The sequence below is a fragment of the Methanobrevibacter ruminantium M1 genome (assembly GCF_000024185.1).
Classification (GTDB): Archaea; Methanobacteriota; Methanobacteria; order Methanobacteriales; family Methanobacteriaceae; genus Methanobrevibacter; species Methanobrevibacter ruminantium.
Genome location: NC_013790.1, coordinates 938,814 through 964,513 on the forward strand (window position 1 = coordinate 938,814; position 25,700 = coordinate 964,513).

Below are 25,700 nucleotides of genomic sequence, written 5' to 3' on the forward strand. Positions count from 1 at the left end.
AATAATATTTTTTTAGGTGTTTTCAGTGAGTTTAAATAAACTTAAGATTGGTAGAGTTTTTATTTGTCTTTTTATTTTAGTTTTTATTTCTTGTTCAATTAATTGTGTTTTTGCAGTTGATGATTTAGCTTTCAATGATACATATTATTCTGATTTAGATTCTGTTAATGGGGATTATTCAGGTTTTCTTAGTGAAGGAGACTTTAATGGAGGCTCTTCTGTGGTTGTTGATGGTGAAATTGACTCCTCTCCAATTGCCAATAATAAAAAGAATTCTTCATTTGCCCTTACTAGCAAAAAGGATTCATCTTCACCTTCTATTTCCACATCATCAAAAAACAATAAAAACAATAAAAACACTTCTTCTTTAAAGGAAAACAAGACCGCCGCCCCATCTTCACAACGTGTATTTTATGACCGCGACATAGTGTCTGATGAAGATGTAATCGGACCTGGTCATGAAAACTTGGACTGGATTAACCTAACACATGTCGACGACAGCCTATTTTCAGATAATTCAAAGGAAGATGGAGCAAAAGGCAGCAAGATTGCCACCACCATTGTCGCAAGCAACCTAGTTAAATATTATCTCAATGCCAGCCAACTAAATGTCGGCTTGAAAGACTCCAACGGCAATTACCTCTCCGGAAAAACAATCAATTTCACAGTAGGCAGCGCTTCATACATACGCACCACCAACTCATCAGGCAGATGCTCCCTAACAATCAACCTAATGCCTGGCGTCTATACTTTCACAATCAGATTCCTAGGAGACTCCTCATATTCCCCAAGCAGCAAAAATGTCAACGTCACAGTCCTAAAGATGCCCACAAGCATCACAGCAAGCAACCTGGTGAAATACTATCACAATTCAAGCAGCCTAATCGCCACATTAAAGGACACACATGGCAACCCCCTATCCAACATGACAGTAACATTCAAAATGGGATCAAACAACTATAACCGCACCACCAACACAAACGGAAAAGCCACACTAGCACTAAATATGATCCCAGGAAACTTCTCCGTAAAAATAAGCTTCACCCACCCAAGATACATAACATCCAGCAAAAACGTAACCGTCACAGTCTTAAGCATGCCTACCAGCATAAGCGCAAGCAACCTAAACATGACCTATGGAGACGGCAGCTACCTAAACGCCACATTAAAGGACGCCCATAACAACCCATTATCAAACAAAACAATCCATTACAAACTAAACAACACCATATATAACCGAACTACCAATAATAACGGTCAAACATCCCTAATAATCAACATAAACCCTGGAACTTACCAATTCAATATCTATTTCAACGAAAACTATTACCAAAACTCCAATAAAACAGCCACAGTAACAGTCAACGGCATACCCAACAGCATAATCGCCAGCAACCTAGTGGCATATGTCAACGAATCACCAACTATAGTCGCAACCTTAAAGGACGCAAACAACAACCCTTTATCAAATAAGAATCTGACATTTAACAGAACAGGCACACTAACAAACATCTTAACCAATGCCAACGGCCAAGCCACATACAACCTAAACGGCTGCACAGGCAATTTCAACATAAAAATCACATTCAATACAACCGGCTACGCATTCAGCAGTAAAACAGTAAATGTAAACATAAAATTCTGGCCATCCACAATCACTGCCAATGGTGCCACAACATACTTTACAGACACAGTACAGCTCTCAGCTTGCCTAAAAGGAGAAAACAACACCCCTCTAGCAAACAAGAATGTCAAAATCACATATGCCAATAAGAACATAACTCGAACCACAAACAGCGCAGGAAATGTCTATTATGACTTTAACGAAAATGTAGGCACTTACAATGTAAACTTTAGCTTTAAAGAGAACTATTACCAAAATGCTTCAAAAACAGTCACAGTCACAGTCAATAAGATGCCAACCAGCATCACTGCAAGCAATCTAAACATTACATATCAAGACGGCAGCAGCCTAATCGCAACACTAAAGGACAGCCACGGCAACCCAATAGCCAACAAGACAGTCAATTTCAAAATGGAAACAAACAACTATAACAGAACTACAGATGCCAACGGAAGGGCAACTCTAGCATTGAATATGATTCCAGCCACATTTAATGTAAATATCACATTCTCCCACCCATCATATCAAACATCAAGCAAATCAGTAACAGTAACAGTAAACCCTATCTCCAACAGCATAATCGCCAGCAACCTAGTGGCATATGTCAACGAATCACCAACTATAGTCGCAACCTTAAAGGATGCAAACAACAATCCCTTATCAAATAAGAATCTGACATTTAACAGAACAGGCACGCTAACAAACATCTTAACCAATGCTAATGGCCAAGCCACATACAACCTGAATGGCTGCACAGGCAATTTCAATGTAAAAATCACATTCAATACAACCGGTTATGCCATAACGTCAAAGACAGTAAGCGTAAACATAAAATTCTGGCCATCCACAATCACTGCCAATGGTGCCACAACATACTTTACAGACACAGTACAGCTCTCAGCTTGCCTAAAAGGAGAAAACAACACCCCTCTAGCAAACAAGAATATTAAAATTACATACGGCAATAAGAACATAACCCGAACCACAAACAGCGCAGGAAATGTCTATTATGACTTTAACGAAAACGTAGGCACTTACAATGTCAATTTCAGTTTTAACCAAAACTATTATCAAAATGCCTCAAAAACAGTCACAGTCACAGTCAATAAGATGCCAACCAGCATCACCGCAAGCAATCTAAACATGACATATCAAGACGGCAGCAGCCTAATCGCAACACTAAAGGACGCCCACGGCAACCCAATAGCCAACAAGACAGTCAATTTCAAAATGGAAACAAACAGCTATAACAGAACTACAGATGCCAACGGAAGGGCAACTCTAACATTGAATATGATTCCAGCCACATTTAACGTAAATATCACATTCTCCCACCCATCATATCAAACATCAAGCAAATCAGTTACAGTCACTGTTAATGAGATAGCAACCAATCTTGCAGTAAGCAATCTAAATATGATCTATATGGACGGCAGTCATCTAGCCGCCACTCTAACCGATGGCAATAACAATCCTTTAGCCAATAAGACAATCATTTATACCTTAGGCAATGTAAATTATAATTACACCACTAATAATAGCGGTCAAACCAGCTTAATGATTCATTTAAATCCCGGCACTTATCAGTTTACAGTCCAGTTCAGCGAAAGTCATTACCAATCAGCTATAAAAACAGTGACAGTAACTGTAAACCCTATTTCCAATAGCATCATTGCCAACAATCTGCTTGCTTATGTCAACGAGTCCCCACATATTCTTGCAAGCCTAAAAGACAGCAACAATAATCCTATAATCAATAAGACTTTAGTATTTAACAGATCAGGCAACATAACTAACATCATAACCAATGCCAACGGCCAAGCAAGCTACAATCTTAACGGATGCACTGGCAATTTCAATGTGACAATCACATTTAATGCCACAGGCTATGCATTCAGCTCAAAAACGGTAAATGTTAACATAAAGTTCTATCCATCAATCATATCAGCTAATGGTGCAACAGACTATTATGGCAATACCATTCATCTGTCTGCATCTCTTAAAGGAGAAAATAACACTCCTCTTGCAAATAGAACTGTTCATATTTCTTATGCCAATAAGAACATTACCCGCACAACAGACAGTGCAGGCAACATCTATTATGATTTTAGAGAGATTCCAGGAATCTATAATGTCTGTTTTAATTTTAATCAGAATTATTATCAGAACGCTTCAAAAACAGTTAGCGTAGTTGTCCTTAATCCGCCATCTCCTAATGTTAATGTAAGCAGCGGTTTTTATAATGTCTCTTATTTGCTAATTAATGTGTCCTCTAATATTTCTGGAGGAATTTTATATTCTAGTTTGGATAATGGAACCACTTGGTATACTGGAGAAGACAATATCTGTTTCAATTTAACAGAAGGCAATTGGTCTGTCTGTTCTTACTATTCTTTAAATGGTTTCAATAGTTCTATTGTTTATAATAATTTTATTATTGATGGTAGTGCTCCTTTAGTTTGGGCAAGCAATGGATCTGGGTTTTATAAACGTTCTTTAGATGTTAATTTAACAAGTTTGGATATTGTAGATAAGAATCCTGTCATATATTACACTTTGGACGGTAGCTTGCCTAATAATCTAAGTGCTATTTATACTGGCCCAATACATATTACCAGTAATTATGGCCTAACAAAATTACAGTTCTATGGTGTTGATAGATTTGGACATAATAGTTCTATTGTTTGTGTGAATTATTTCCATGGAAATTATGTGGCTAATTTGAATAGTGGAAAATATTTTGATAGTGTACAAGATGCTATTGATGATATGGACACTATAAATGGTGATGTTATTGAAGTTAATAAGGATTTATCTGGAGCTTGTGATTTGAATAAAAGTGTCTATTTGCGCTCTTCATGTCTAAATAATTTTACTTGGAGTCAGCCGAATATAGTTATTCATAGCAATAATTCTGTTATTGAGGGTTTTGATTTTGATGGAAGTTCTATGCATTCTGTTATTTTAGCAGGTGTTTCTAATTGTGTTATAATGAACAATAGATTTTCCGTTGTTGAATATGGTATTTGGTCTTCCTTAAGTGGTTATAATAATGTTATTATGAACAATAATTTTTCTTCTTATGGTTTGTCAATTTCATTCATTTATTTGTCTCCTATATATGGTGGAGAGAATACTTATCTAATTAAAGATAATATTTTTAATCATTCACGATGTGGAATATGCTTAGAATCTTCTTTGAATTCTATTATTAGTGGCAATGTTTTCATAGGTTCTAATTATGGTTTAAAAATTAACGGAAACAATAATTCCGTAGTTTATAATAATTTAAGTTTTAATTCTTATGCGGTTTGTTGTTTTGGAGACGATAATACATTAATGTATAATAATATTGTTAATAATGTTTATGGAATTTATGGAGATTATTCAAACTTGACTGTAAATTTTAATCGTTTTTATAATAATAGTGCTTTCGGCCTTTATGCATCTGGAGGTCCAATTAATGCTTGTAATAATTGGTGGGGTCATAATAATCTTTCTGTAAGCGAGGATTATGGATTTGATATTTGTCTTCAAACAGACAATATTGACTATAGTAGTTACATAATTTTAAAAAATTACAAATCCTATTTTGAATTAAGAAATAATTTTATAGATAATGTTTCTTGTGTTGTTGATTTAAATTGGAATAATTTAAAGGAGTATGTGGGAGAGTTTATTGATGGGGTAAATGTTAAGTTTGTTGATATGAAAACGGGGCCTTATCCTCATTGGATTGCTATTGAATCTGGTCAAGCATTATATAAAACTTCATGTGTAAATCAGGTTAATAATGTTATTATTAGTTTGGATGATGAGATTCAAACTTTAAATTATTCCAGTTTTTCCTCTTCGGTAAGGTTTTATATAAACACTACAGGTTTCATAAGCAATAATAGCGGAAATTTGGATAATTTTGTTGCGAACGAAAATGGATCTTATTTTACTTTTGATGTTATTTTAGATCATGATGTCGATTGGGTCAGTTATGTTTGGAGAAATATTGGTGATTTTAAATCTGAATTGGACTTGATTGTTGATGGGGATATTGTTTCCACATCAGTTGTGGAGAGTTCATTTTATAGGAATAATTTAAATAATATCTCAAGCAATGTTTTTGATGCAATATTGTTATATAATGATTGGTATTATAGTCGTTTAAATTGGGCTAAGGCAGTTGTGTATGTTTATCTTTCTTTGGAGTATAATACTACTGATCTTAATGATGTTCAATACATTTATAGTAATGTTAATTGGGGATGTTTAAGTCCTGAAAGGAAGAATCAACTGTTAAACGATCATAATATTACTTTTAATGATGCATTATGGAATTTAATACAGAACTCCTATAACTTGTCAGATGAGGATGTGATTTTTATTAAAAATCATCATAAATCTTTCAATGATTCTGTTTGCGTTTCTGCTCATTATTATGGAAATGATAATGAGATAATAAATTTAAATAATATAAATAATAATACATTAGCTTATTCCGGAGGTATGGTAATTGGCTCGTGGAAGGCACCTATTATGTATGTTGATGGTTCTTATCAACATTTTATAGGTAATAACTCGGACAATAGTACGGATATTTTTACTTATTATCATAATTATGGGAATGGCAGTATTGATTGGGCTTATTCAACTAATTATGGTAATTTAACTAATGGCACTTATGATGGCTTGATGACTTTTACTTTTGCAAATGATAAAGTTAATGGCAGTGTTTTAAATCATTATTTAAGTGAGAAAAATCGTACTGATGTTAATGGCAGTCTGGTTTATTCCAATGGTTTTATGAAAGCGGCATATGGCAGCTTTCTTGAAGGTTTGTTGGTTATCTATATGGATGATTTGGTGGCAGATCTTGTTTCTTCAAGATATAATGCCTCTTGGGAAAGGGTCAGTCCTATGGTTATGAGTGTTAGAGATGACCATGGCAGGCTAGTCATGAGCGGAGAGTCTGATTTTTATTTTGGCCGTAAGCTTTTATGTGATGATGAGAATATAATCAAGAGCTTTTATTTCGCTTGTTCAAGTGTTTTCTCTTCCATTGAACATTATGTTCACCAAACTTTATTCCCAGACCGTATAGGGTATGGTGTTACAGTTGATTTGGGCCGTCTTTTAGCTGATGGTGAATGTCTTTCTATTGTTGATGAAGGTCGTTTCATTTATATCTGTCCTAATGAATCTGATGAGATTTATTATTTGTGCTTTGATAAATTGACTGGAATCTTGATGGATGCCTCCATACTTGGCAATGATGCTTATTGCTACAGTAATCAACAGACAGAATGGGCTTTTACATTAGGGGAGGAGCTGATAGATAATTGTGATTTGATTTGGGATTATTTAAATGGATTGGATGTGGATATTTGTGCTTTGAATGTTTCCACACAAGACATGTTAAAGGTTTGTTATGGATTCAATATTCTATCTGATTTGTTTACCTGTGCTTTATTGTCCGAAGTAAATATTCTAATAGAATCTATTGGTTTGGAGGAATCTTTTAATGCCATTGTTCCTTTAGTTGGAGTATTAGTTTCTTCTTTGGAGAATATTGGATCTTATGTTTTAGATGAATACCTGTCTAATCCTAAGTTTTTAAGCGGTGTTGTAGGGGGCTTATTATTTGAGGCTGGAATGATAGCTACATGTACAGGTGTAGGGGCCCCTGTAGGCTTGGCTTTAATGGGTGCTGGAACAATATGCACAGCATATAGCTCAGGATTAATAGATTATAATGACAATGATGGGATTTACTTCAACACCACTCTTGAAAATCAGGCCAATTTCGGATTTTCAATGTCCTGTAATCTTATTAGTGGAGGTATTGGGGGTTTAGCATCTTCTTCTGCTTTTAAAGCTACAGGGTCTGAAGTTATACAAATTGCAAGTAAAAATGCTGTAATAGACTCAAAAGGATTTTATACAACAACTATTTCTACTAAATATGTTGCATATGAAGGTTCAAGTAATACTGTAAGTAGATATGTGATTAATCGAATGGTAAATTCTCAAAATCCTTCTAAAAAAATCTTTATTTTAAAAGGATGTAGGAATATTTTAGATTCTTTAATGCAAGATTGTATATGGGAAGAAAGAAATAATCTTTTAATAAAGTAAGGTGTTTAAATGCATTTAAAATCTATTTTAATAATTGTTTTACTGATTTTGGCAGTTATTGTAAGTTTATATGATCGTTATGCTGCAGCTAAATATATGGGAGGTACAAATAAAAAATTACTTTTAATATCTTTTTTTATATTATTACTTGTATTAATATTAAAAAGGTTTTAATATATCAAAATTTCATCGGAATTCAAAAAAAAAGAAATTTGGGCTTAATTAATAGTTATGGTTAAATTTGTTAATGAATGTTGGAAAATAGCATAATTTTTAGAAAAAATTTCTTTATAATTCATTTTAAAGCACAATACTGTATTTTGAATTAGAAATTTTTGGATTTTTCTATCATATAATAGGATTAATTATAAATTCAAAAGATGGGAGTATTAGCTAGTGTTGCTGGAGGCATATTTTTTGAAGCAGGCATGATTGCTACTTGTACAGGTGTTGGTTTGCCTGTAGGTTTGGCTTTAATGGGTGTAGGTACAATTTGCACTGCTTATGGCTCTGGTTTATTTGGCATGACAGACACGGGCAATTTCTATTCTAATCTAACTGATGAAAATTTAGCCGATTTTGGCTTTTCAATGAGTTTAAATCTCATTGGGGGAGGGTATAGTGCAGCTGCTGCGAAATCTACATTAAGGACTGTAGGAGGTAAATCGGTTCAGATTTCCATATCTAAAGCGGCATTTGCAAGTGACCAAAGAGGTGCATACACCACTTTTCATACAATTAGTTCTAAAACATATATTCAAAAAGTTGAAAATGGTGCATTCAGTAACTGTGGAGAATACTTAATAGAACAAGAATTTGGAACAACAGTAATTGAAAATATAAGAAAATCATTAAGAGTTTTATCAATTGATTATGCTTTAAATTTTTGTTATGATTTTCTTAAAGAAAATTATATAAAGAGCTTAGATGGAGGTTTATATGTATAAGTTAATAATTTGTATTTTTTTAGTGGGTTTATTATTGTTTGGTTTATGCCAATGGCCCTATGAATGCTGCTTATGGTAGTTTTCTTGAGGGTTTGTTGGTTATCTATATGGATGATCTTGTTGCTGATGCTGCAGGGGAGCGTTATAATGTCAATTGGACACGTGTCAGCCCTATGGTCATGAGCGTTCATGATAATATAAAAGGACATATCTTACCCGGGAAGTGATTTTCATTTTGGCCGTGAGGCTTATGGCGATGAAGATGCTGTTAAAGCCTTTTATTTGGCTTGTTCGGCTAGCTTTTCACCGATTGAGCATTATGTTGGAGAGACTCTATTTCCAGGAATTAGCGATTTAGGTTCTGTGACTAGCTCTTTAGGTTATATGCTGAATCATAATTGTTTTATGTACTGCACTAAAAATTAGTTAAATGAAAAATAAATTGGCATTTCAATTATCTATTTAATAATGAAGCAAAAAGCCAAGTATAATTGCACAAGCAACTGGAATAACCAGATTCTCCAATTCCTTTGGAACGAATGTCTCAATCAGACAGACTAGAAGCCCTACAGCTATAGAAACAAATACGTTTTGAGTAAACAATAGAAGAATAATCATTGTAACAATCAATGCCACCACAGAGCTTTCTATTGACTTATTTCCATCATTTCCAAGCAAAGACTTCATAGGGAACTTATATCTCGCATATTTGATTGCCACAGGCTCTGCTATTGCTCCTACAAAGGCCACAATTATTGTAGCGATTATTGCACTTTCTATATTGAAGTAATTCATTGCCACATATATCCAAATCAGACCGCAAGCAAGTGAGAGCACTATTGATAGGTTTTCCCTTTCAAGTCCTCTGCTGATTCCCTTATACCATGAGAATGTATCTCCTGCAAATATTGTTACTAAAACGCTTACTATAGCGCTTAATATAAGAATCAAGACTGCGCTAGAGGGTCCGTAGAAGTAGAATGCTGCAAATCCGATGAAAGCCAATAGGTGGAATAGCTTTGCCCTTATAACTGATTCGATTCCTCTTTTTTCCAAAAGCCCGCATATTCCAAGAACTATAGGGCAGGCAACAAGGGCAAATATGATCCAGAAGCATTCCGCTAACGGCACAAGGCCTGGAACGCTCATTTTAAACAGGCGCATATAAAGATAGCTTTCACCAACAGTGAATACGAATCCGAATATTCCTCCCGCTATTGCCTGAGCCATTGTATGCTTTTTAAGGGTGACCCTGCTCCAGATTAGGACAGGATATAAAAGTCCAAATAATGCACCAATAGGTCCAAGAAGCATGATTAGGGCAGCTACAGGTCCGCTTAATCCTGTTGTATGTATGCTTATTTTCCATAGGCTTGTAATGAGCATGACAATGAATGTGTTTACTGCATAACATAAGAGAAGAATTGTCAGGAAGTTTGGCAATTCGAAGAAAAATGATATTACAAAGCCAATCAGGTAGGACAACACCCCTACGATAAGGGGAATGAAGCGATCTTCACGATTTGAGATGTCCTTATCTGTATTCAGCTTCTTTGCCCAGTAGATTATGATTGCCATAGGAAGGACAGATGCAAATACAAGTGAAATGATCTCGCATTTGGCAAATAGCATCCAGTCAAAGCTGAAACTACTTGAAAACGGATTTCCGTTAGATGCAAGCACAAATGAAATCAATAAAAACAAAGGAATACAAATAATCGGAGGATTTGTAAAAGTAGAGATGGCATTAGCTATCTTAAGCTTTAGAGGACTTTCCTCGTTATATTCCCTTTTAACTTCTCTTTTTATAAGTTTTGTCATTCTTTAACTCCAATTTGCACTTGTCTTAAAAACAGTTAATCTTTTTAAATCTTTTTAATATTTTTTTAATATTTTTTTAATATCTTTTTAATACTTTTTTAATATCTTGTTATATAATTATAGTCCTTTATTAATAATAATTTTTATTATTTTCTTTGACTACTTTTCTCTTTTAAAATCCTTTTATATAGTTTTCCTTTTTATATAGTTTTCCTTTTTATATAGTTTTCTATTTAACTTTTAGTATAATCTTTATATTAGATATTGAACAAATAAAAGTTTATCTTGGAGGATAAATGATGTTGAATAAAAAAATAATAATAATTTTAACATTTATTTTAATATTGTCTATTTCTTCAGCAAGTGCATCTGCAGATTCAACAGATGAAACAATCTTATCAGATGATTCTGCAGGGCTTATCAATTTAGACAATTCTAATAATAATCTTTATTTAGATGATAATCAATTTAATTTAGCTAATTCTAATTCAGATAATTCCAATAACTTTAATCTAGATGATTCTAATTCAGATAATTCTAACTTTTATCTAGATGAAGATTTAGACAATAAAATCAATGAAAATATAAAAAACACTAAAACAATCTTAAAGGAGAATAATTCATCAATTGCTTCCTTTTCAAACCTTTCACATATTCTATCAAAGGCTTCAGCAGGAGATACAATAATCTTAGAAAATGATTATAAATATGATTCTGCCTATGATAGTCAATATCAGGGAGGAATTGAAGTCAATTCCATCACAATCGACGGAAACAACCATTATATCGATGGAAATGGAGAGGCCAGAATATTCTATTTGGCTTCAGACAATATTGTCTTAAAGAACATCAAGTTTATAAACGGTTTCAATAGTCAAGGGGGAGCAATCTATGCAAAAGGAACAAATGTCAATATAACTGACTGCATATTTGAAAACAATCTTGCCCCAGATAATGGAGGTGCAATCTATGTTGAAGGAAATGCTTCAATAAAATCCGTAAAATTCATAAATAACTCTGCAGGATATGGAGGAGCAGCATATATAAACGATTCCTCCATTCTTGAAGATCTGATATTCACAGGCAATGTGGCCAATATTGAAGGGGGAGCAGTTTACATTGGAGGCTCAAGCAATATAACTAACTGTATTTTTGATGGAAACCTTGCAGATAAGGGTGCTGCAATATTTATTCCAGCTAAAGAAAGCCCTATGACTCCAAGTGAGGATGTTCCTTTTGATGAATCAGATTTAAATTCTACAGATATGGATTTAGATTCTACAGATATGGATGATAATTCTACCGATTACAATTTCACAGATATGGATGATAATTCTACCGATTACAATTTCACAGATATGGATGATAATTCCACAGACATGGACGATTACCCTGATGAAAGCGATGAAGACTTCCCAGATGGAGGAGATTATGTTTTTCCAGATTGGTGGGAAGGTGATGAATTCGAATATGATGGAATTGAATGCATAAACGTTTTCATAACTAATTCCACATTCATCAATTCAAATGATTTCTATAGGGGAGCCATCTTCTCAGAGCACGACAATAACATATCCATTGACGGATGCCTATTTGAAAACATGAGCTCCCAGTATGCTCCGGCAATCTACTGCAACGTCATGGTAAACATACTCATAAACAATACTGGCTTCAAGAATCTCCATGCAAATGGAACAGGTGGGGCAATGGCCTTTTTGGATAATGTATATGCAATAGTAGATAACTGCAGCTTCAAAAACATATCTTCCTCTAAAAACGGCGGAGCCATATTTTATGATTCAAACAGTTGGGGACACTCCTCTCCTGTATCATTAATTGTCCTTAATTCAAGCTTCTTAAATTGCTCCAGCGACTATGGGGGAGCCATAGTTGTTTTAGGAGGAGGATTCAAATCTAAAGACAGCAGCTTCATAAACAATTCTGCAAGATATGGGGCCGGAGCGGTTCATGTCTATACAGATTATGACATTTTAGTTTATGACACTGTATTTTACAACAACCGATTGAATGAGGACAATACATCATTTGGAGGAGCCCTCTTTATTGACTCTGCCGAAAAGGCGATAATAAATAACACCCGATTTGTCAATAACTCAAATGATGCAATATATGCTTATGAATCTCGAATAAAAATAAATAACAGCTATTTCGAAAACAACGATGAATATTTGCGCAGCATCTATACAGAAGGACTGATATTAGGTGATAACAAGTATAATGATGACACATTAGTTGATTTGGATTATGACCCTACATATATCATTATAGGAACAGGAGAAGGATTAAAGCTGGATTTAATAAATAACACAATAGATGTAACTACAATTCCTTCAAGCTTTTTAGCTGCAGACTGGGGCTGGATGAGCCCATTCAAGAATCAGGATTTCTCAGGAGGATGCTGGTGCTTCTCCACCTGCGCAGCGATTGAATCTGCATTGCTTAAGTCAACCCAAAAGACCTATAGCCTTTCAATGCAGAATATGCAAAAGCTCTCCACAGAGTATTCCAAATATGGAAACAACCATATTGTAGAGGCTGGATCAACAATTGTTGCTTTGCATTATGCCCTTTCCTGGATGGGAGTATTCCCAGAGGAGTATGACACCTTTGACATGATTGGAAAATTAAGCAGACAAATCTCTACAAACGAGACCATTCACATTCAGGATGCAGCATTCACCTATCCTAGAAGCATATCCTATGATATTGACCAAATAAAGCAGACTATCATGAAGTATGGAACTGTAACCAGTGATTTCTATGCTGTGAATGAGGCTCCAAACTTCAATGAAAACACTTCAGCATTCTATTGCAACGAGACTGACGGAAGGGATGCAACCCACGCTGTAGCTGTTGTAGGATGGGACGACAACTATCCGGCAAGCAATTTCTTAGTCACACCTCCAGGAGACGGTGCATGGATTATTAAAAACAGCTATGGTGAAGAAAACTATGACCATGGATATGTCTATGTGTCCTACTACGATACAGTATTCAATATTGATGGCGGAGTTGCATATCTCTTTGAAAATACTGAAAACTACACTAAAAACTACCAAACCGACATTGGAGGAGACATATTCCTAGTTAACGACAGCGATAGCTATTCCTATAAGAACAGCTACCAGTCAATAGGAGATGATTACATTAGTGCAGTTGGAACCTGTTTCAATGATGCAGATGAGGACTATACTGTAGAAATCTATGTAAACAACGTCTTAAAAACAAGCCAAAGCGGTAAATCTCCATTTAGAGGATTCCATACAATTAAACTGGAAAACCAAATCCAAGTAAAGATTGGAGACAATTTCACTGTAGTAATGAAAACACATTCAGTGCCTATAGTAAACACATCAAGAATGCATTTCAAGGCCAATGTATCATTCATAGACAATGGAACCGGATGGAAAGACGCAAGCGATGACAATGCGACAGTGCTCTTAAAGGTCTATACCATGGAGACTCTAAGGGAAAATCTTACAGACAGAATCCCTACAAGAATAGACTGCAAAAACATGACAACAACAGCTGTAGCAGCAGAGGACGGAAGAATAGGCAAGTACTTTGTAGTCTTCTTAAAAGACGAAAACGGTACAGCCCTATCTAATAAGCCAATCAAGATAGGTTTCAATGGAAGGGTCTACGACAGGACAACAGATGAGAACGGAAGCGCCAAGCTCCAAATAAACCTTGCTTATAAGGGAACCTACACATTCGCTATAGGTTTCTTAGGAGATAATGATTATTTAGGAGCATTTGAAGTAGCTAAGATAACTGTAAAAGTCCAGACTCCTAAATTAGCCACTTCAAATAAGTCTTATAAGGCAAGTGCAAAGACTAAAAGCTTGACTGCCACATTTAAGACTGCTAATGGAAAAGTTGTTGCTAATAAGAAGATCAGTTTCACTGTAAATGGCAAAACTTATAGTGCAAAGACTAATTCCAAAGGAATAGCTACTGTAAAGGTCTCCTTAAACAAGAAGGGAACTTATAGTTTTACAGTTAAGTTTGCAGGAGATAATACATTTGCTGCTGTTAGCAAGAAGGGTAAATTGACTTTAAGCTAATTTCAACCTCCACCTTTTACTGGCCTTCGGCCAGCAAAAGCTGGACCAAAATTTTTTTCTCTAGTTGGGTCAATCCAACTGCTTTTTTCTTTTTTTCTATTTTCCATTATTTTTTATATTTTAATCTCTTTCATCAATAGTTTTTTCTTGATTTCTCATTATTTTTTCACAGTTCAGCCCCAATTTCATCACTAGTTTTATAAATGAGTAATGCCATATATAATATATGTTATAAACTTTACATTATTTGTAATATATGAAATGAATTAATTATTTCAAACAGTTAACGATTTTTTATTATTTTATCAGGAAATGATTCTATTTATTTCAACGATTAACAATCATTCTTATAAAAGCCAATCGGCTAAATTATTCAATTATTTATCAATTTTATCAGGTGTTATAAATGAGTGAGGTATCCTCAAAGGAATTATATGAGTTTAAGAAGACATTAAAAGAACTCGCAGAAAAGAAAGGAAAAGGAACAGAACTTGTTTCAATGTATGTTCCTCCAGAAAAGCAATTAAGTGATATCATTAAGCAGATGAGAGACGAATTAGGACAAAGCGCTAACATCAAAAGCAAATCCACACGTAAAAACGTTCAATCAGCTATTGAAGTAATCATGCAAAGAATCCGTATGATTACAAATGAAAACAAGGATCTCCCTAACGGTTTTGTGCTCTTTGTGGGAATGATTCCTAAAGGCGGTCCCGGCACTGAAAAGATGGAAACTGTAGTAATCGAACCGCCGGAGCCTGTTCAAACCTATTGGTACATCTGTGACAGCACATTCTTCCTAGAGCCTTTGGAAGACATGATTGCTTCAAAGGAAGTCTATGGTATTGCAGTTATCGACAGAAACGAAGCAACCATAGCAACTTTAAAAGGTAAAAGAATTAAGATTACCGCTCACTTAACCAGTGGTGTTCCAGGTAAGCATAAGGCAGGGGGACAATCACAAAGAAGGTTCGACAGGGTCATCGAACAATTGGCTCATGAGTTCTTAAAGAGAATCGGCCAGCATATGGATGACGACTTCCTTCCAATCAAGGATGAATTGAAGGGAATCGTTCTTGGAGGTCCTGGATACACTAAAGAGGATTTCTACAATGGAGACTATATGCATTATGAGCTTAAGGACAAAGTCATCACAACTGTAGACACTTCCTACACTGGAGAATTTGGTATTAGGGAAACCATTGATAAGGCTTCAGGTGCATTGGAAGAGTTAGGTGTTATAAAAGAGAAAAAACTTGTCCAAAGATTCTTTAAGGAACTTAGAGATGACAACGGCCTTTATTCCTATGGTGAAAAGGAAGTTAGAACAAACCTCCAAATAGGTGCTGTAGATATTCTTCTTCTCTCTGAAGACCTTAAATCAAAAAGATTAACCTTAGATTGTCAGGCTTGTGGATTCCATGCTGAAGTAACCCAAAAGGAAGGTCAAAAAGTAGAGGATCTAACCTGTCCTCAGTGTAATGATAAGATGAAAATCACAAAAGAAGAGGATCTTATTGAAGACCTTTCAAATATTGCTGAAGACTTAGGCACTGAAGTGGAAATCATTTCAACTGAAACCGATGAAGGTATGCAGTTATATAGAGCATTTGGTGGTATAGCGGCGATTACTAGGTATAAGGTAAACTAACTCCACCTTTTACTGGCCTTCGGCCAGCAAAAGCTGGACCAAAATTCCACCTTTTACTAGCCTTCGGCTAGCAAAAGCTGGACCAAAATTCCACCTTTTACTAGCCTTCGGCTAGCAAAAGCTGGACCAAAATTCCACCTTTTACTAGCCTTCGGCTAGCAAAAGCTGGACCAAAATTTTTTTCTCTAGTTGGGCCAATCCAACTATTTTGTTTCTAGTTGGGTCATTCCAACTGTTTATCTATTTTTTTTAATTTCAATCATTAATTTATTCTTAATTTTGCTTCTTTTTAAATTATCTAATTCTTTTTCCCTCTTGTTCAACTAAGCCCTCTCTTTTTAACTTTTCAATAAAGAAACTGTCATCATCCTCAAATTCATCCAATTCAAGAACTTCCTTTTTAGATGACCTTTTAACACTTGCAAATAAATAAGTAGGTCTTCCTTTTTTTACCTTATTAAGTTCGCTTAATTCATATAATACTCTTTTTGCAATTAGGTCTTCGCTGTCGTCAATGAAGCTGATTCTATTGTCAATGTCCTCAAAGCTTTCAAAGTCGCCATTCAATTCCTTTTCTTCAATGATTTTCATTGAGTTCTTTCGGCTGATGCCTTCCAATAAGTGAAGCTGAGTTCCGTCCTTGCTTTGCTTATTGAAAAATCCTACATACTTGTTTTCATTGGCAATCACAATGCTATGAATTGCTTTTTCAGCTTCGATCTGTTCTTCATTGCTTAAGTCATCATAGCTTAATTTTTGATCGGTCTTTTTAAGTTCTTCGCTGTCTTTTGTAATCAGAATCTTATCTTGGGGCTTTAATCTCACATCTTCATTAAGCTCTATCCTTTTCAATGTAAATTTCTCGGTCCCCATGACAACTCCCATATTTACATTGTCCTTTGTTAACTTTTGAGACAATACTATGCCATAAACCTCTTTATCACTCATTATAATCAACTTTAATACTTTTTAAGTGGCTTTTTACTTTTAATATGGTGGAATATTATTCTTATCTACTATAATATTTAATTTCTTTTTATAAATAGTTTAATTAAATCCCTAATCAAATCTCTCCATAGGCGATTTAATTAAGTTTATATATCAAAATCACTAATAATATATTTTATAAAAGTTTTATAAAATTTATAAATTATTTTTTAGGTGGACAAATGACTGATTTAAACACTTGCTCTAATGAAAAGTTATCCTTTAAATATAATGACAAATGGGAATTGGAAGCAATTCCATTGGAAAACAATCCTGACTGCATTGCTACATTAAGCTATGAGGACGGCAGCCTATTGAATGTAATTGCATTCCCATCAGAGCTAGAGTCATTAGACATCTTTAAGGAAGTTGTTGAAGCAAGCTTAAGGGATGATGGGGCAGAGATAGTATCCTCTGAGATAGCAAATGTAAACAAAAGGCCTTCAATTCAGATTCATTCCAAGGTAACAACCCCTGAAATCAGCTTTCAAATGTTTTCAGTCATCTTCCTGGAGGAAGGATTCTTATACATATTTGAACTAAGGGCGGTAAGCGAAATAGTCCACGAATTCATGGAAATTGTAAAAAGCTTTGAAATCCTAGAATAATTATAATTTTCAATCTTTTTTCCTAATTTTAATTTTTTAAGCTCTTTTTTAAAAATTCAAAAAACTTTATCTTATTTTGCAATAATCATTTTAAATCTTTAAAGTTTTATCTTATTAAAGTAATAATCTTTATAAATCTTTTAATTTTAAGACAATTTTACATTTTTTAAGTAATAATCTTTATAAATCTTTAAAATATAATATTAATTATGATTATCAAGGCTGGGAAAATCAATAAAGCTAGAGGCAATATAGTTCTCACAATTGGTAAGGAAGATGTCAACAAGCACAATCTTGAAGATGGAGACTTCATTATCCTTACAAGTGATGAATATGAGGACCTAAAGGCTTCCTCTGAAATTGAAGTCTCTACAATGGAAGTAATTCCCGATGATGAGGCAGTCATCAAATTGGAATATGACCTAAAGGAAGCAAAGTCAAAGGAAAAGATCCTTTTCTCCAAGGTTGAAGAGCTTGAAAAGCTCAATTTAGAATTGACTACAGAATTATCCAAGATTGAAAAGGAGAATTATATAAATAAAACAGTATTGACAGATTCAGAATCCGGTTCTCTTCTTGAAGAAATCAAAAATGTCAACGATAAAAACGAAGAGCTGAATTCTGAAATAAAGAAATTAAACAAGGACCTAAAGGAATCCGATGAGGAAAGAATCGAACTTCTACAGGACATGAACGTATTAAAGACAAAGATGAGCTTTGATGCAGGAGAGATTTCAAGACTTAGGGAAAGGGAATCCAAATACAGAGAAGTATTGGAGATTATCCTAAAGTCAAATAAGAACATCCTTGATGAAGCGGTCAATAAGACAGTTACAGCAACCATCCATGAGATAAACAAGGAGCTGTCACAGACAGGATTAATCAGAAGAATCAGAGGACTTACAATTGTAAGAGAGCCTGAAATAAGCAAGGAGTCCATTTCCAGCAATGCATATAAACAGCTGGAAGGAGTCATTCCAGATGAATATTTCCTGGATTCTCCAGATGAATAATCAAGGGACATAGTTTAGATTAAAGACTCTAGCCTAGTTTAAATTAGTTTTTCCAGTTTATCTAAACTTTTTTTAAATTATTATTTATAATCATAATTTTAAATTATTTTTCAAGCCATAATTTAATTATTTTTTATAATCATAATTTTAAAAATCACTTGCTAATTTATTATTTATCATTTTATTTATCAATTTATTTCAAAATTTATTTATCAATTTATTTATCAATTTATTTATCAATTTATTTATCAATTTATTTATCAATTTACTTATCAATTTATTTATCAATTATCATGTTAATTTTGTAAAATAGTTTTATGGGTTATTTTAGAGGTGAAATAATGGAAGAAATCACATTTAATGAAGAAGGAATCAAATTTAAGTATTTAAGCAATTGGAGAGAACAGGCAAAAGAGTCAGTTGGCCCAAATTGCATAAAGGCATTGGTTAAGGTTGTAGAGGGCAAGCCTTCCACAATCACAGTTTATAAAAACGATGCAGGAGATGCTAAGGCTGTTGCCCAATTGGAAGAGCCTTTCAATGAATCATTCAAAAGTCAAGGTTGGAACATTGTAAAATCAGCTATTTTAAATCTCAACGGCAATCCTGTCTTTAATATTGTATCCGACGCTCAAGAAGGAGATACAATTTTAGAAAACAATACTTCTGCCATAATAAACAATGGAAAGATGTATGTATTTGAATTGATGCATTTTAAAGACTTCCCATATGCATATAATGATTATTTGTCAATCATGGACTCTCTTGAATTTGTAAACGAAGAGGAAATCGAAGAGACTGAAGAAGAATCAGAAGAATAATAATCGAAGATTTATTTTTAAAATTGAAGAGTAATTATTTTTAATTATTCTTAATTTTCTTTTTTTTTTTTAAATTGTTAGCAATTGCACTGAATTTTTTTTTATTTAAGGAGTTCTTATGTCTAATCTATTCCAAAATGACCAATTAAGTTTCAAATATCCAAAGAATTGGAAACTAGTTTCAGATGATGAAATCGAAGGCTGTTTAGCTATCTTAGATTCCGATAGCAAACACAGCAGAGTGATGATATTCAAATACCCAGAGGAAGGACTGTCATTGGAATATCTTAAAAACGCAATTGAAGACATTCCAAGAGAAGAGAGCCTAAAAGTAATATCATCCAACCTTACAATATTGGCAAACAAGGAAACCCACGAGCTTATAGCAGAAGATACAAGCCATGAGCCTCCTTTAAGAACCCATTCCCTTACAACCATCCACAATAGGGACGCTTATGGATTCAATTTCATGGGATTCGGATTGGACAATCCAGACGAAGAGGGATTCCTTTTCATGTATAGGACTCTTAAGTTTGAATAATTTCATTTATTTTAATAATTTGGCCTTCTAAACAGATTACAATTTAATTATTACTCTTATTTTTATCCAGTGATATCATGACTTTAAAAGAAGAAAAAGACAAGGTCCGAAAGTCAATCTATGACAATCTATTCAATAATGGATTTTCCAATCGACCAAATGGTGACTATGGCAAAATCCCAGACTTTAAGGGCTCAGATATTGCAGCTGAACTTTTATCTAAAACAGAAGAATGGAAATCCTCAATTACAATATTCTCTAGTCCCGACGCTGCACAAACTCCAGTTAGATATTTAGCCTTAAAGGACAATAAGAACCTTATTATGGCAAGCCCTAATCTCACACACGGCTATCTCTTCCTGGAAGGACAAAATATAAAGGAAATCGAAGAAGCTTCAACTAAGGAAGGGGCATTTAAGCACTGCAGTAAAAAGGACATATCAAACATAAATGTCGACCTTGTTGTAGAAGGCTCTGTTGGAGTGGACAGAATGGGACATAGAATAGGAAAGGGAAAAGGATTTGCAGATATGGAAATAGAAGATTTAAAGAAAAGAAACATCATTAATAATACCACACCAATTGCAACAACCATTCATCCATTGCAATTAGTGAATCACATTCCAACTGAAAGCCATGATCAAAGAATAAACATGATTGTCACAACAAGAGAGATTATAAGGGTCTAAAGGCTTATTCTATTAAGTAATTCAATCAAATAATGATGTTAGACTATTTTTATTTTAGGTTTTCCTTAATCCAAATAAATATTAGAAATATTTATTAATGTTTAAAACTAAAATATTTTTAAGTAGTAAAACTACTAATTATTCTTAATTTTATTAAGATGTATTATTTTAGGTGATTAATATGGCAGATTTAAAAGGTACTAAAACCGAAGCAAACTTAGCAGCAGCATTTGCTGGTGAGTCCCAAGCTCATACTAAATATCAATATTTCGCAAGCAAAGCTAAAAAAGAAGGATACGTACAAATCCACGACATCTTTATGGAAACTTCCAAAAACGAAAAAGAACACGCTAAAATCTGGTTCAAACTTTTACACGACGGAGAAGTTCCAGACACTATAGCTAACCTTAACGCAGCAGCTGATGGTGAAAACGAAGAATGGACTGCAATGTACAAAGAATTCGCTGAAACCGCTACCGAAGAAGGTTTCCCTGAAATCGCAGGCTTATTCACCATGGTAGGAAATATTGAAAAAGAACACGAAGAAAGATACAGAGCTTTACTCGCTAATGTTGAAGGCGAAGCTGTATTCAAAAAAGAAGCAGAAATCGAATGGAAATGTATCAACTGTGGTCACATCGTAAAAGCTCCTGAAGCTCCTTTCATTTGCCCAGTTTGTAAACATCCACAAGCTTACTTCGAAGAAAGAGCTACCAACTTCAAATAAGTTTGTTCTTTTTAATTAAACTTTAACCAGCTATTAATGATTCATTAATAGCACTTTTTTTTATTTTTTTCAATCTAACAACTATTTTTTTAAGAATTTATCTCAGATTTGCTATTTTTTATAAATATTCAGATTTTTTCAATAAGGGTGATGAAGTGTCTAAAAAAGAAGATAATTGTCAAATAGATGATTGCTCTAGTGGAACTTGTGCACCTGTCAGTCCCTTTTCAAAAGAGGGAATATTATTTTTAATTTTCATCATTGTTTTATTCATAGTTCTGTTTTTCTTATTATGGACTAATGGATTGATTTAAAGATTCAAATGATTTGGCTAAATAGAGTTAATTTATGGTTTTAGGTGAAAAAATGAGTGACATGTGGGGTCTAACAGTCAGAGGAATATGCGAATATAATGATAAGATCTTGCTTCTTAAATTAAGATCAATCTCAGCTCACGACCCATGCAAATGGGAAATTCCTGGAGGCAAGGTTAAAAAGTGCGAATACTTTGATTCTGCATTAAAAAGAGAATATAAGGAAGAAACAGGAATGGACATAAGCATTGACTCATTATACCATGTCATTCAAAAGAATTATACTGCCTGCAAGACTGGAGAAAAAATCAAATCCATACAGCTTATCATGAAAGTTTCAACAAATTCAGATGAAGTTCTCATTAGTGATGAACATGATATGTATGGTTGGTTTACAAAGGAAGAAATTAATGATATGATTAAAAATAATGAATTAACTCCTCCGGCAAAAGCAGCTTTTTGTAAAACACTATTGGTTTAATCAATCGACTTTTCAATTAAATTAAGTAGTTTTTGACATTAATATTTTTCTAAGAATTTATCTTAGGAAAAATGGTGTTAAATTATTCAGAGTTCCTTTTTCATCATCTCAATAAACTCTTCATCATTTTCTATTTCTTTCATCAGGTCTTCAAATTCCCTATCCTCATCGAATAAATCCAAGAACTCATCTACAGAGATCTTAAAGGACTTTTCGCTTTTAGGATTAATGATTATCTGGTCAAAGCTGTCTCTTATAGGCATAATTGATTCACACAGGTCCCTCATGAACAAAGATCCTACAGTTGTATTCATCTTAAGTCTTTCAATCTCATGCTCATCGGTAAAAAGAGGGATGGTTCTTTTTTTGTCCTTGCTCTCGTATGATTTCAGTCTGAAGTTTATCTCCTGATTTATATGATTGATTTCATTTAATTGAACGTCCTTTAAGTCAAGGGAATCTAGGTCCACTTGGATTGGTATGAAAAGTTCAGACTTTCTAAATTCATTTAGAAAGAGCTCATACTCTTCATCAGTCATTTCGCTCTCTTTTTTCAGCAATTCTTTTAGTCTATAATTGGAAAGCATGCTCATCTTATCACTAAGGCTTTTTTTCTTTTAATCTTATTAATTGTTATTATTCAGTTCTGCTTTTAAACTCATCATAATCTATCTTATAGCTGTCTGGACCATATGGATTAATTACAATATAATCAAAGTCCATATCAAACTGGGATAGAATAACAGATAGCTCTTTCATATTTACAGCTATTGATGTTATCTTATAATCAGCCCTTTCCATCTCATTTGAATCGGTAAAGATATAGATGTTTCTATCTCCATTTTCCTCATCAAAGAATCCAATCTGCAGGTCTAGTGTGTCTCCATCGTTTAGGTTCTCATCTTCGTTTATTGCAATCACCGGAACAAAGAGAGTTGATTTTAGAAACTCCTTATAAAAGAGATTTGGATTATTTTCAATTTTAACTCTAGATTTGGACTTTAATAATTTCTTTAGCTTCTTATTGTCAGATAGGGTCATGTTATCACATAATCATTTTAAAAAGATATTTAATTTATCTATTGACTATTTTTTCATATTATTGAATTTATTTTTCCGTTAAGTAGTTTTTTTAATCAATAGGATTCGTTTTTCAAATTAAAGAATTTTTTTAATCAATAGGATTCGTTTTTCAAATTAAAGAATTTTTTTAATTAATAGAAATTATGTATATTTTATCTAAAATAGTTTTATGAAGTAATAAGATTTCAATTTGAAATATGAAAATTAGATTAATTTAGAAAAACTTTTTATATTTAAAAACAATAATTATATTAAGGACTAATTCTAAGCAAAAAAACCTTTTTTTTAACTTATCACCCCCTTTACATATTATAAAAATAGTTTTCAAAATTTTAGATTAGTCCTTAAAGGTTACTCTAAACTTTAAAATAATTGCGCAATCTACTTTATAGAGTAACCTTTCCCTTTTTTAAACTTATTTTTATCTTGATTCTATTTTTATGGGTTTAATTGCTACTTAAAGGCCTTAGGTTATCATATGGATTTTAAAAGAGAAAAATACATCGAAGTTTTAATATACATCATTGCAAAGACTGCCAATAAGAAGAATGTTGGAAAGACAGTCCTAGCAAATATGCTTTATTTCATTGACTTTGACTATTATGAATTATATGGTGAGTCATTGACTGGAGAGACTTATTTTAAGACAATAAACGGCCTAAAGCCTAAGCATTTCGATGACACTTTAATTGATCTTATTCAAAGGGACATAATCTATTTGAAAAGGGAAGCTGATTATGACAATAAGCTGAAGAAATATTATATTGCAAGGATTCCAGACAATAAGCTTTCAAAAAAGGAATATTTTGTTATAACCGATGCATTAGATAGATTCAGTAATCTAAGCGCAAGCAAGTTCAATTATATTCTATCAAAGGACATTCCTTTTAAGAGTGCAAAAATGGATGGGCAAATCAATTATGAGTGCGTATTCCATAGATTGGAAAAAACTAATTAAATTGATATCTTTAATCCAAGTAAAATATAATTCTCTTAAGTTTTCAGTTATTTTAGGCATAAAGTTTTTATATTAAAAGAGTTAATATTAATACTGTAGAACTAATCCTATCTAAAATTTTTTTAAACCTATCAATTACATATCACCCCCTTTACATATGTTTTTTTTTTTCATAATAGGATTAGTTCTTTAAACCTTTTTTTAACTGCTTTTTTTTACAAATTATTATTTTACTAGGTCATTTGCTATTTTTTTAGCTGCTTTTTTATTAATTATTATTTTACTAGGTCATTTGCTATTTTTTTGCTGTTTTTTTATTAATTATTGTTTTGCTTGGTCATTTGCTATTTTTTAATTCAAAACTTATATTAATTAAAATCAATAAACCTTTAATCACACTTTTTTAATTATAAGTCTTTTTATAGCTAGGATGTGATTAAATGATATGTCCAAGTTGTGGAAGTGAAAATAAGGAAGGTTCTAAATTCTGTAAAAACTGTGGTGAAAGGTTAACTGATAGTTCTAGACCTACCAGCACCAATGCTAGTGCTTCATCTCAATCAAAGAGCAATAAGAATCTTTTGATTATTTGTGCAACTATAATTATCTGTGTTGCTGTTGTTGCAGGGGCTATCCTTTTTATGAGTGGCCAGTCCACTGATTATGAGGTGGCAAGCGGTGAGGCTACTAATGATCATTCATCATCTGCCTTGAATTCCTATGACAGTTCCAATTCAAATGATGAAAGTCAGGATGATTCAGCATCAGCAAGTGAAGATTCAAGCGATTCGGCCGATGAATATAATAAGAATCATAAATGGGGAAAGAGTTTCCAAGAAGCATCAGAATATTTCCCTGAAGCATCTGAAACAGTTGTTACTCATGTTTTCTATGAAGCAGACATTGACGGAAATGGCTTTTTGACTGACAACGAGTTTAAAGACTTTAAGAGCTTGGTCAGCTTCACTAGAAAGTATGCAGCAGATGTAACTAATAATGATTATGTTGACACTCCCGACCTTTGGGAGGGAGATGGAAGCGTTAGAACAAGATACTGTGCAGATCATGGTAGAATAGCAGTTGGCAGTGATGACAGGTGTCCGTACTGTGCTAAAAAAGGTCAGGACAGTAGAACCAGAAGCGGTTCAACCAGATATGTTTAATTTGTTTAATTAGTTATTTTTAACTAATTATTCTTTTATTTTTTCTAGAATTAGT

At 33.5% G+C, this 25,700-nt stretch carries 19 protein-coding genes; 15 read left to right on the forward strand and 4 right to left on the reverse strand.

From position 1 onward, the window contains the following. Positions 1-25 precede the first annotated feature (25 nt). The 3 genes from MRU_RS03670 (at position 26) to MRU_RS11895 (ending at position 9,126) form a co-directional block, all read left to right on the forward strand. Positions 26-7,753 carry a chitobiase/beta-hexosaminidase C-terminal domain-containing protein gene (locus tag MRU_RS03670; protein WP_012955525.1) on the forward strand — a complete coding sequence of 2,576 codons (7,728 nt, stop codon included), beginning with the start codon at positions 26-28 and terminating at the stop codon, positions 7,751-7,753. 380 nt (positions 7,754-8,133) lie between these two features. Beyond that, positions 8,134-8,700: a hypothetical protein gene (locus MRU_RS03675; protein ID WP_012955526.1), complete on the forward strand. Its 567-nt coding sequence runs from the start codon at positions 8,134-8,136 to the stop codon at positions 8,698-8,700. Positions 8,701-8,982: 282 nt separating this feature from the next. After that, positions 8,983-9,126 (forward strand): hypothetical protein, encoded by a 144-nt coding sequence (locus MRU_RS11895; RefSeq protein ID WP_171776161.1) that lies wholly within the window; start codon positions 8,983-8,985, stop codon positions 9,124-9,126. 36 nt (positions 9,127-9,162) lie between these two features. On the opposite strand, the gene MRU_RS03680 is transcribed toward MRU_RS11895, so the two are convergent. Continuing rightward, positions 9,163-10,521 (reverse strand): hypothetical protein, encoded by a 1,359-nt coding sequence (locus MRU_RS03680; protein ID WP_012955528.1) that lies wholly within the window; start codon positions 10,519-10,521, stop codon positions 9,163-9,165. A gap of 296 nt (positions 10,522-10,817) precedes the next feature. Here MRU_RS03680 and MRU_RS03685 point away from each other — a divergent pair, with 296 nt between their 5' ends. Both MRU_RS03685 and prf1 read left to right on the forward strand, forming a co-directional pair. After that, positions 10,818-14,609 carry a C1 family peptidase gene (locus tag MRU_RS03685; protein ID WP_083777630.1) on the forward strand — a complete coding sequence of 1,264 codons (3,792 nt, stop codon included), beginning with the start codon at positions 10,818-10,820 and terminating at the stop codon, positions 14,607-14,609. Between the two features lie 406 nt (positions 14,610-15,015). Continuing rightward, on the forward strand, positions 15,016-16,260 hold the full coding sequence (gene prf1 / locus MRU_RS03690) for a peptide chain release factor aRF-1 (RefSeq protein ID WP_012955530.1): 1,245 nt from the start codon (positions 15,016-15,018) through the stop codon (positions 16,258-16,260). A 294-nt stretch (positions 16,261-16,554) separates the two neighbouring features. On the opposite strand, the gene MRU_RS03695 is transcribed toward prf1, so the two are convergent. Beyond that, on the reverse strand, positions 16,555-17,208 hold the full coding sequence (locus tag MRU_RS03695) for a DUF655 domain-containing protein (RefSeq protein ID WP_012955531.1): 654 nt from the start codon (positions 17,206-17,208) through the stop codon (positions 16,555-16,557). A gap of 221 nt (positions 17,209-17,429) precedes the next feature. Here MRU_RS03695 and MRU_RS03700 point away from each other — a divergent pair, with 221 nt between their 5' ends. From MRU_RS03700 to MRU_RS03730, 8 genes are all read left to right on the forward strand, one after another. Beyond that, positions 17,430-17,855: a hypothetical protein gene (locus tag MRU_RS03700; protein ID WP_012955532.1), complete on the forward strand. Its 426-nt coding sequence runs from the start codon at positions 17,430-17,432 to the stop codon at positions 17,853-17,855. 209 nt (positions 17,856-18,064) lie between these two features. Next, a complete protein-coding gene (locus tag MRU_RS03705) occupies positions 18,065-18,868 on the forward strand; it encodes a hypothetical protein (RefSeq protein ID WP_012955533.1) in 804 nt (267 codons plus the stop codon). A gap of 341 nt (positions 18,869-19,209) precedes the next feature. After that, on the forward strand, positions 19,210-19,689 hold the full coding sequence (locus tag MRU_RS03710) for a hypothetical protein (RefSeq protein WP_048812405.1): 480 nt from the start codon (positions 19,210-19,212) through the stop codon (positions 19,687-19,689). A 118-nt stretch (positions 19,690-19,807) separates the two neighbouring features. After that, complete coding sequence (locus tag MRU_RS03715; protein WP_012955535.1) at positions 19,808-20,230, forward strand: hypothetical protein; 423 nt, start codon at positions 19,808-19,810, stop codon at positions 20,228-20,230. A gap of 77 nt (positions 20,231-20,307) precedes the next feature. Continuing rightward, the gene (locus tag MRU_RS03720; RefSeq protein ID WP_012955536.1) at positions 20,308-20,919 is read left to right on the forward strand and encodes a 5-formyltetrahydrofolate cyclo-ligase; all 612 of its coding nucleotides are present in this window, start codon (positions 20,308-20,310) and stop codon (positions 20,917-20,919) included. 181 nt (positions 20,920-21,100) lie between these two features. After that, entirely contained in the window at positions 21,101-21,646 is a 546-nt protein-coding gene (gene rbr / locus MRU_RS03725; RefSeq protein WP_012955537.1) for a rubrerythrin, read from the forward strand. Between the two features lie 155 nt (positions 21,647-21,801). Next, a complete protein-coding gene (locus MRU_RS11900; protein WP_012955538.1) occupies positions 21,802-21,960 on the forward strand; it encodes a hypothetical protein in 159 nt (52 codons plus the stop codon). Between the two features lie 52 nt (positions 21,961-22,012). Further along, positions 22,013-22,441: an NUDIX hydrolase gene (locus MRU_RS03730; RefSeq protein WP_012955539.1), complete on the forward strand. Its 429-nt coding sequence runs from the start codon at positions 22,013-22,015 to the stop codon at positions 22,439-22,441. 86 nt (positions 22,442-22,527) lie between these two features. Here the strand turns inward: MRU_RS03730 and MRU_RS03735 are convergent, their stop codons facing one another. Both MRU_RS03735 and MRU_RS03740 read right to left on the reverse strand, forming a co-directional pair. After that, on the reverse strand, positions 22,528-23,034 hold the full coding sequence (locus MRU_RS03735; RefSeq protein WP_012955540.1) for an SseB family protein: 507 nt from the start codon (positions 23,032-23,034) through the stop codon (positions 22,528-22,530). 43 nt (positions 23,035-23,077) lie between these two features. Next, positions 23,078-23,482, reverse strand: a complete 405-nt coding sequence (locus MRU_RS03740) for an SseB family protein (protein WP_012955541.1) — start codon at positions 23,480-23,482, stop codon at positions 23,078-23,080. Between the two features lie 520 nt (positions 23,483-24,002). On the opposite strand from MRU_RS03740, the gene MRU_RS03745 reads away from it, so the two are divergent. Together MRU_RS03745 and MRU_RS03750 are read left to right on the forward strand one after the other, a co-directional pair. Then, positions 24,003-24,482, forward strand: a complete 480-nt coding sequence (locus MRU_RS03745) for a type II toxin-antitoxin system antitoxin SocA domain-containing protein (RefSeq protein WP_012955542.1) — start codon at positions 24,003-24,005, stop codon at positions 24,480-24,482. 440 nt (positions 24,483-24,922) lie between these two features. Beyond that, positions 24,923-25,645 (forward strand): zinc-ribbon domain-containing protein, encoded by a 723-nt coding sequence (locus MRU_RS03750; RefSeq protein WP_012955543.1) that lies wholly within the window; start codon positions 24,923-24,925, stop codon positions 25,643-25,645. The last annotated feature ends 55 nt before the right edge of the window (positions 25,646-25,700 follow it).

Excerpts from the sequence above, each read along its gene's own strand:
- MRU_RS03675 (WP_012955526.1), top strand. The coding sequence starts at position 8,134 with ATGGGAGTATTAGCTAGTGTTGCTGGAGGCATATTTTTTGAAGCAGGC.
- MRU_RS03680 (WP_012955528.1), bottom strand. The coding sequence starts at position 10,521 with ATGACAAAACTTATAAAAAGAGAAGTTAAAAGGGAATATAACGAGGAA.
- MRU_RS03685 (WP_083777630.1), top strand. The coding sequence starts at position 10,818 with ATGATGTTGAATAAAAAAATAATAATAATTTTAACATTTATTTTAATA.
- prf1 (WP_012955530.1), top strand. The coding sequence starts at position 15,016 with ATGAGTGAGGTATCCTCAAAGGAATTATATGAGTTTAAGAAGACATTA.
- MRU_RS03695 (WP_012955531.1), bottom strand. The coding sequence starts at position 17,208 with ATGAGTGATAAAGAGGTTTATGGCATAGTATTGTCTCAAAAGTTAACA.
- MRU_RS03700 (WP_012955532.1), top strand. The coding sequence starts at position 17,430 with ATGACTGATTTAAACACTTGCTCTAATGAAAAGTTATCCTTTAAATAT.
- MRU_RS03705 (WP_012955533.1), top strand. The coding sequence starts at position 18,065 with ATGATTATCAAGGCTGGGAAAATCAATAAAGCTAGAGGCAATATAGTT.
- MRU_RS03710 (WP_048812405.1), top strand. The coding sequence starts at position 19,210 with ATGGAAGAAATCACATTTAATGAAGAAGGAATCAAATTTAAGTATTTA.
- MRU_RS03715 (WP_012955535.1), top strand. The coding sequence starts at position 19,808 with ATGTCTAATCTATTCCAAAATGACCAATTAAGTTTCAAATATCCAAAG.
- MRU_RS03720 (WP_012955536.1), top strand. The coding sequence starts at position 20,308 with ATGACTTTAAAAGAAGAAAAAGACAAGGTCCGAAAGTCAATCTATGAC.
- rbr (WP_012955537.1), top strand. The coding sequence starts at position 21,101 with ATGGCAGATTTAAAAGGTACTAAAACCGAAGCAAACTTAGCAGCAGCA.
- MRU_RS03730 (WP_012955539.1), top strand. The coding sequence starts at position 22,013 with ATGAGTGACATGTGGGGTCTAACAGTCAGAGGAATATGCGAATATAAT.
- MRU_RS03735 (WP_012955540.1), bottom strand. The coding sequence starts at position 23,034 with ATGAGCATGCTTTCCAATTATAGACTAAAAGAATTGCTGAAAAAAGAG.
- MRU_RS03740 (WP_012955541.1), bottom strand. The coding sequence starts at position 23,482 with ATGACCCTATCTGACAATAAGAAGCTAAAGAAATTATTAAAGTCCAAA.
- MRU_RS03745 (WP_012955542.1), top strand. The coding sequence starts at position 24,003 with ATGGATTTTAAAAGAGAAAAATACATCGAAGTTTTAATATACATCATT.
- MRU_RS03750 (WP_012955543.1), top strand. The coding sequence starts at position 24,923 with ATGATATGTCCAAGTTGTGGAAGTGAAAATAAGGAAGGTTCTAAATTC.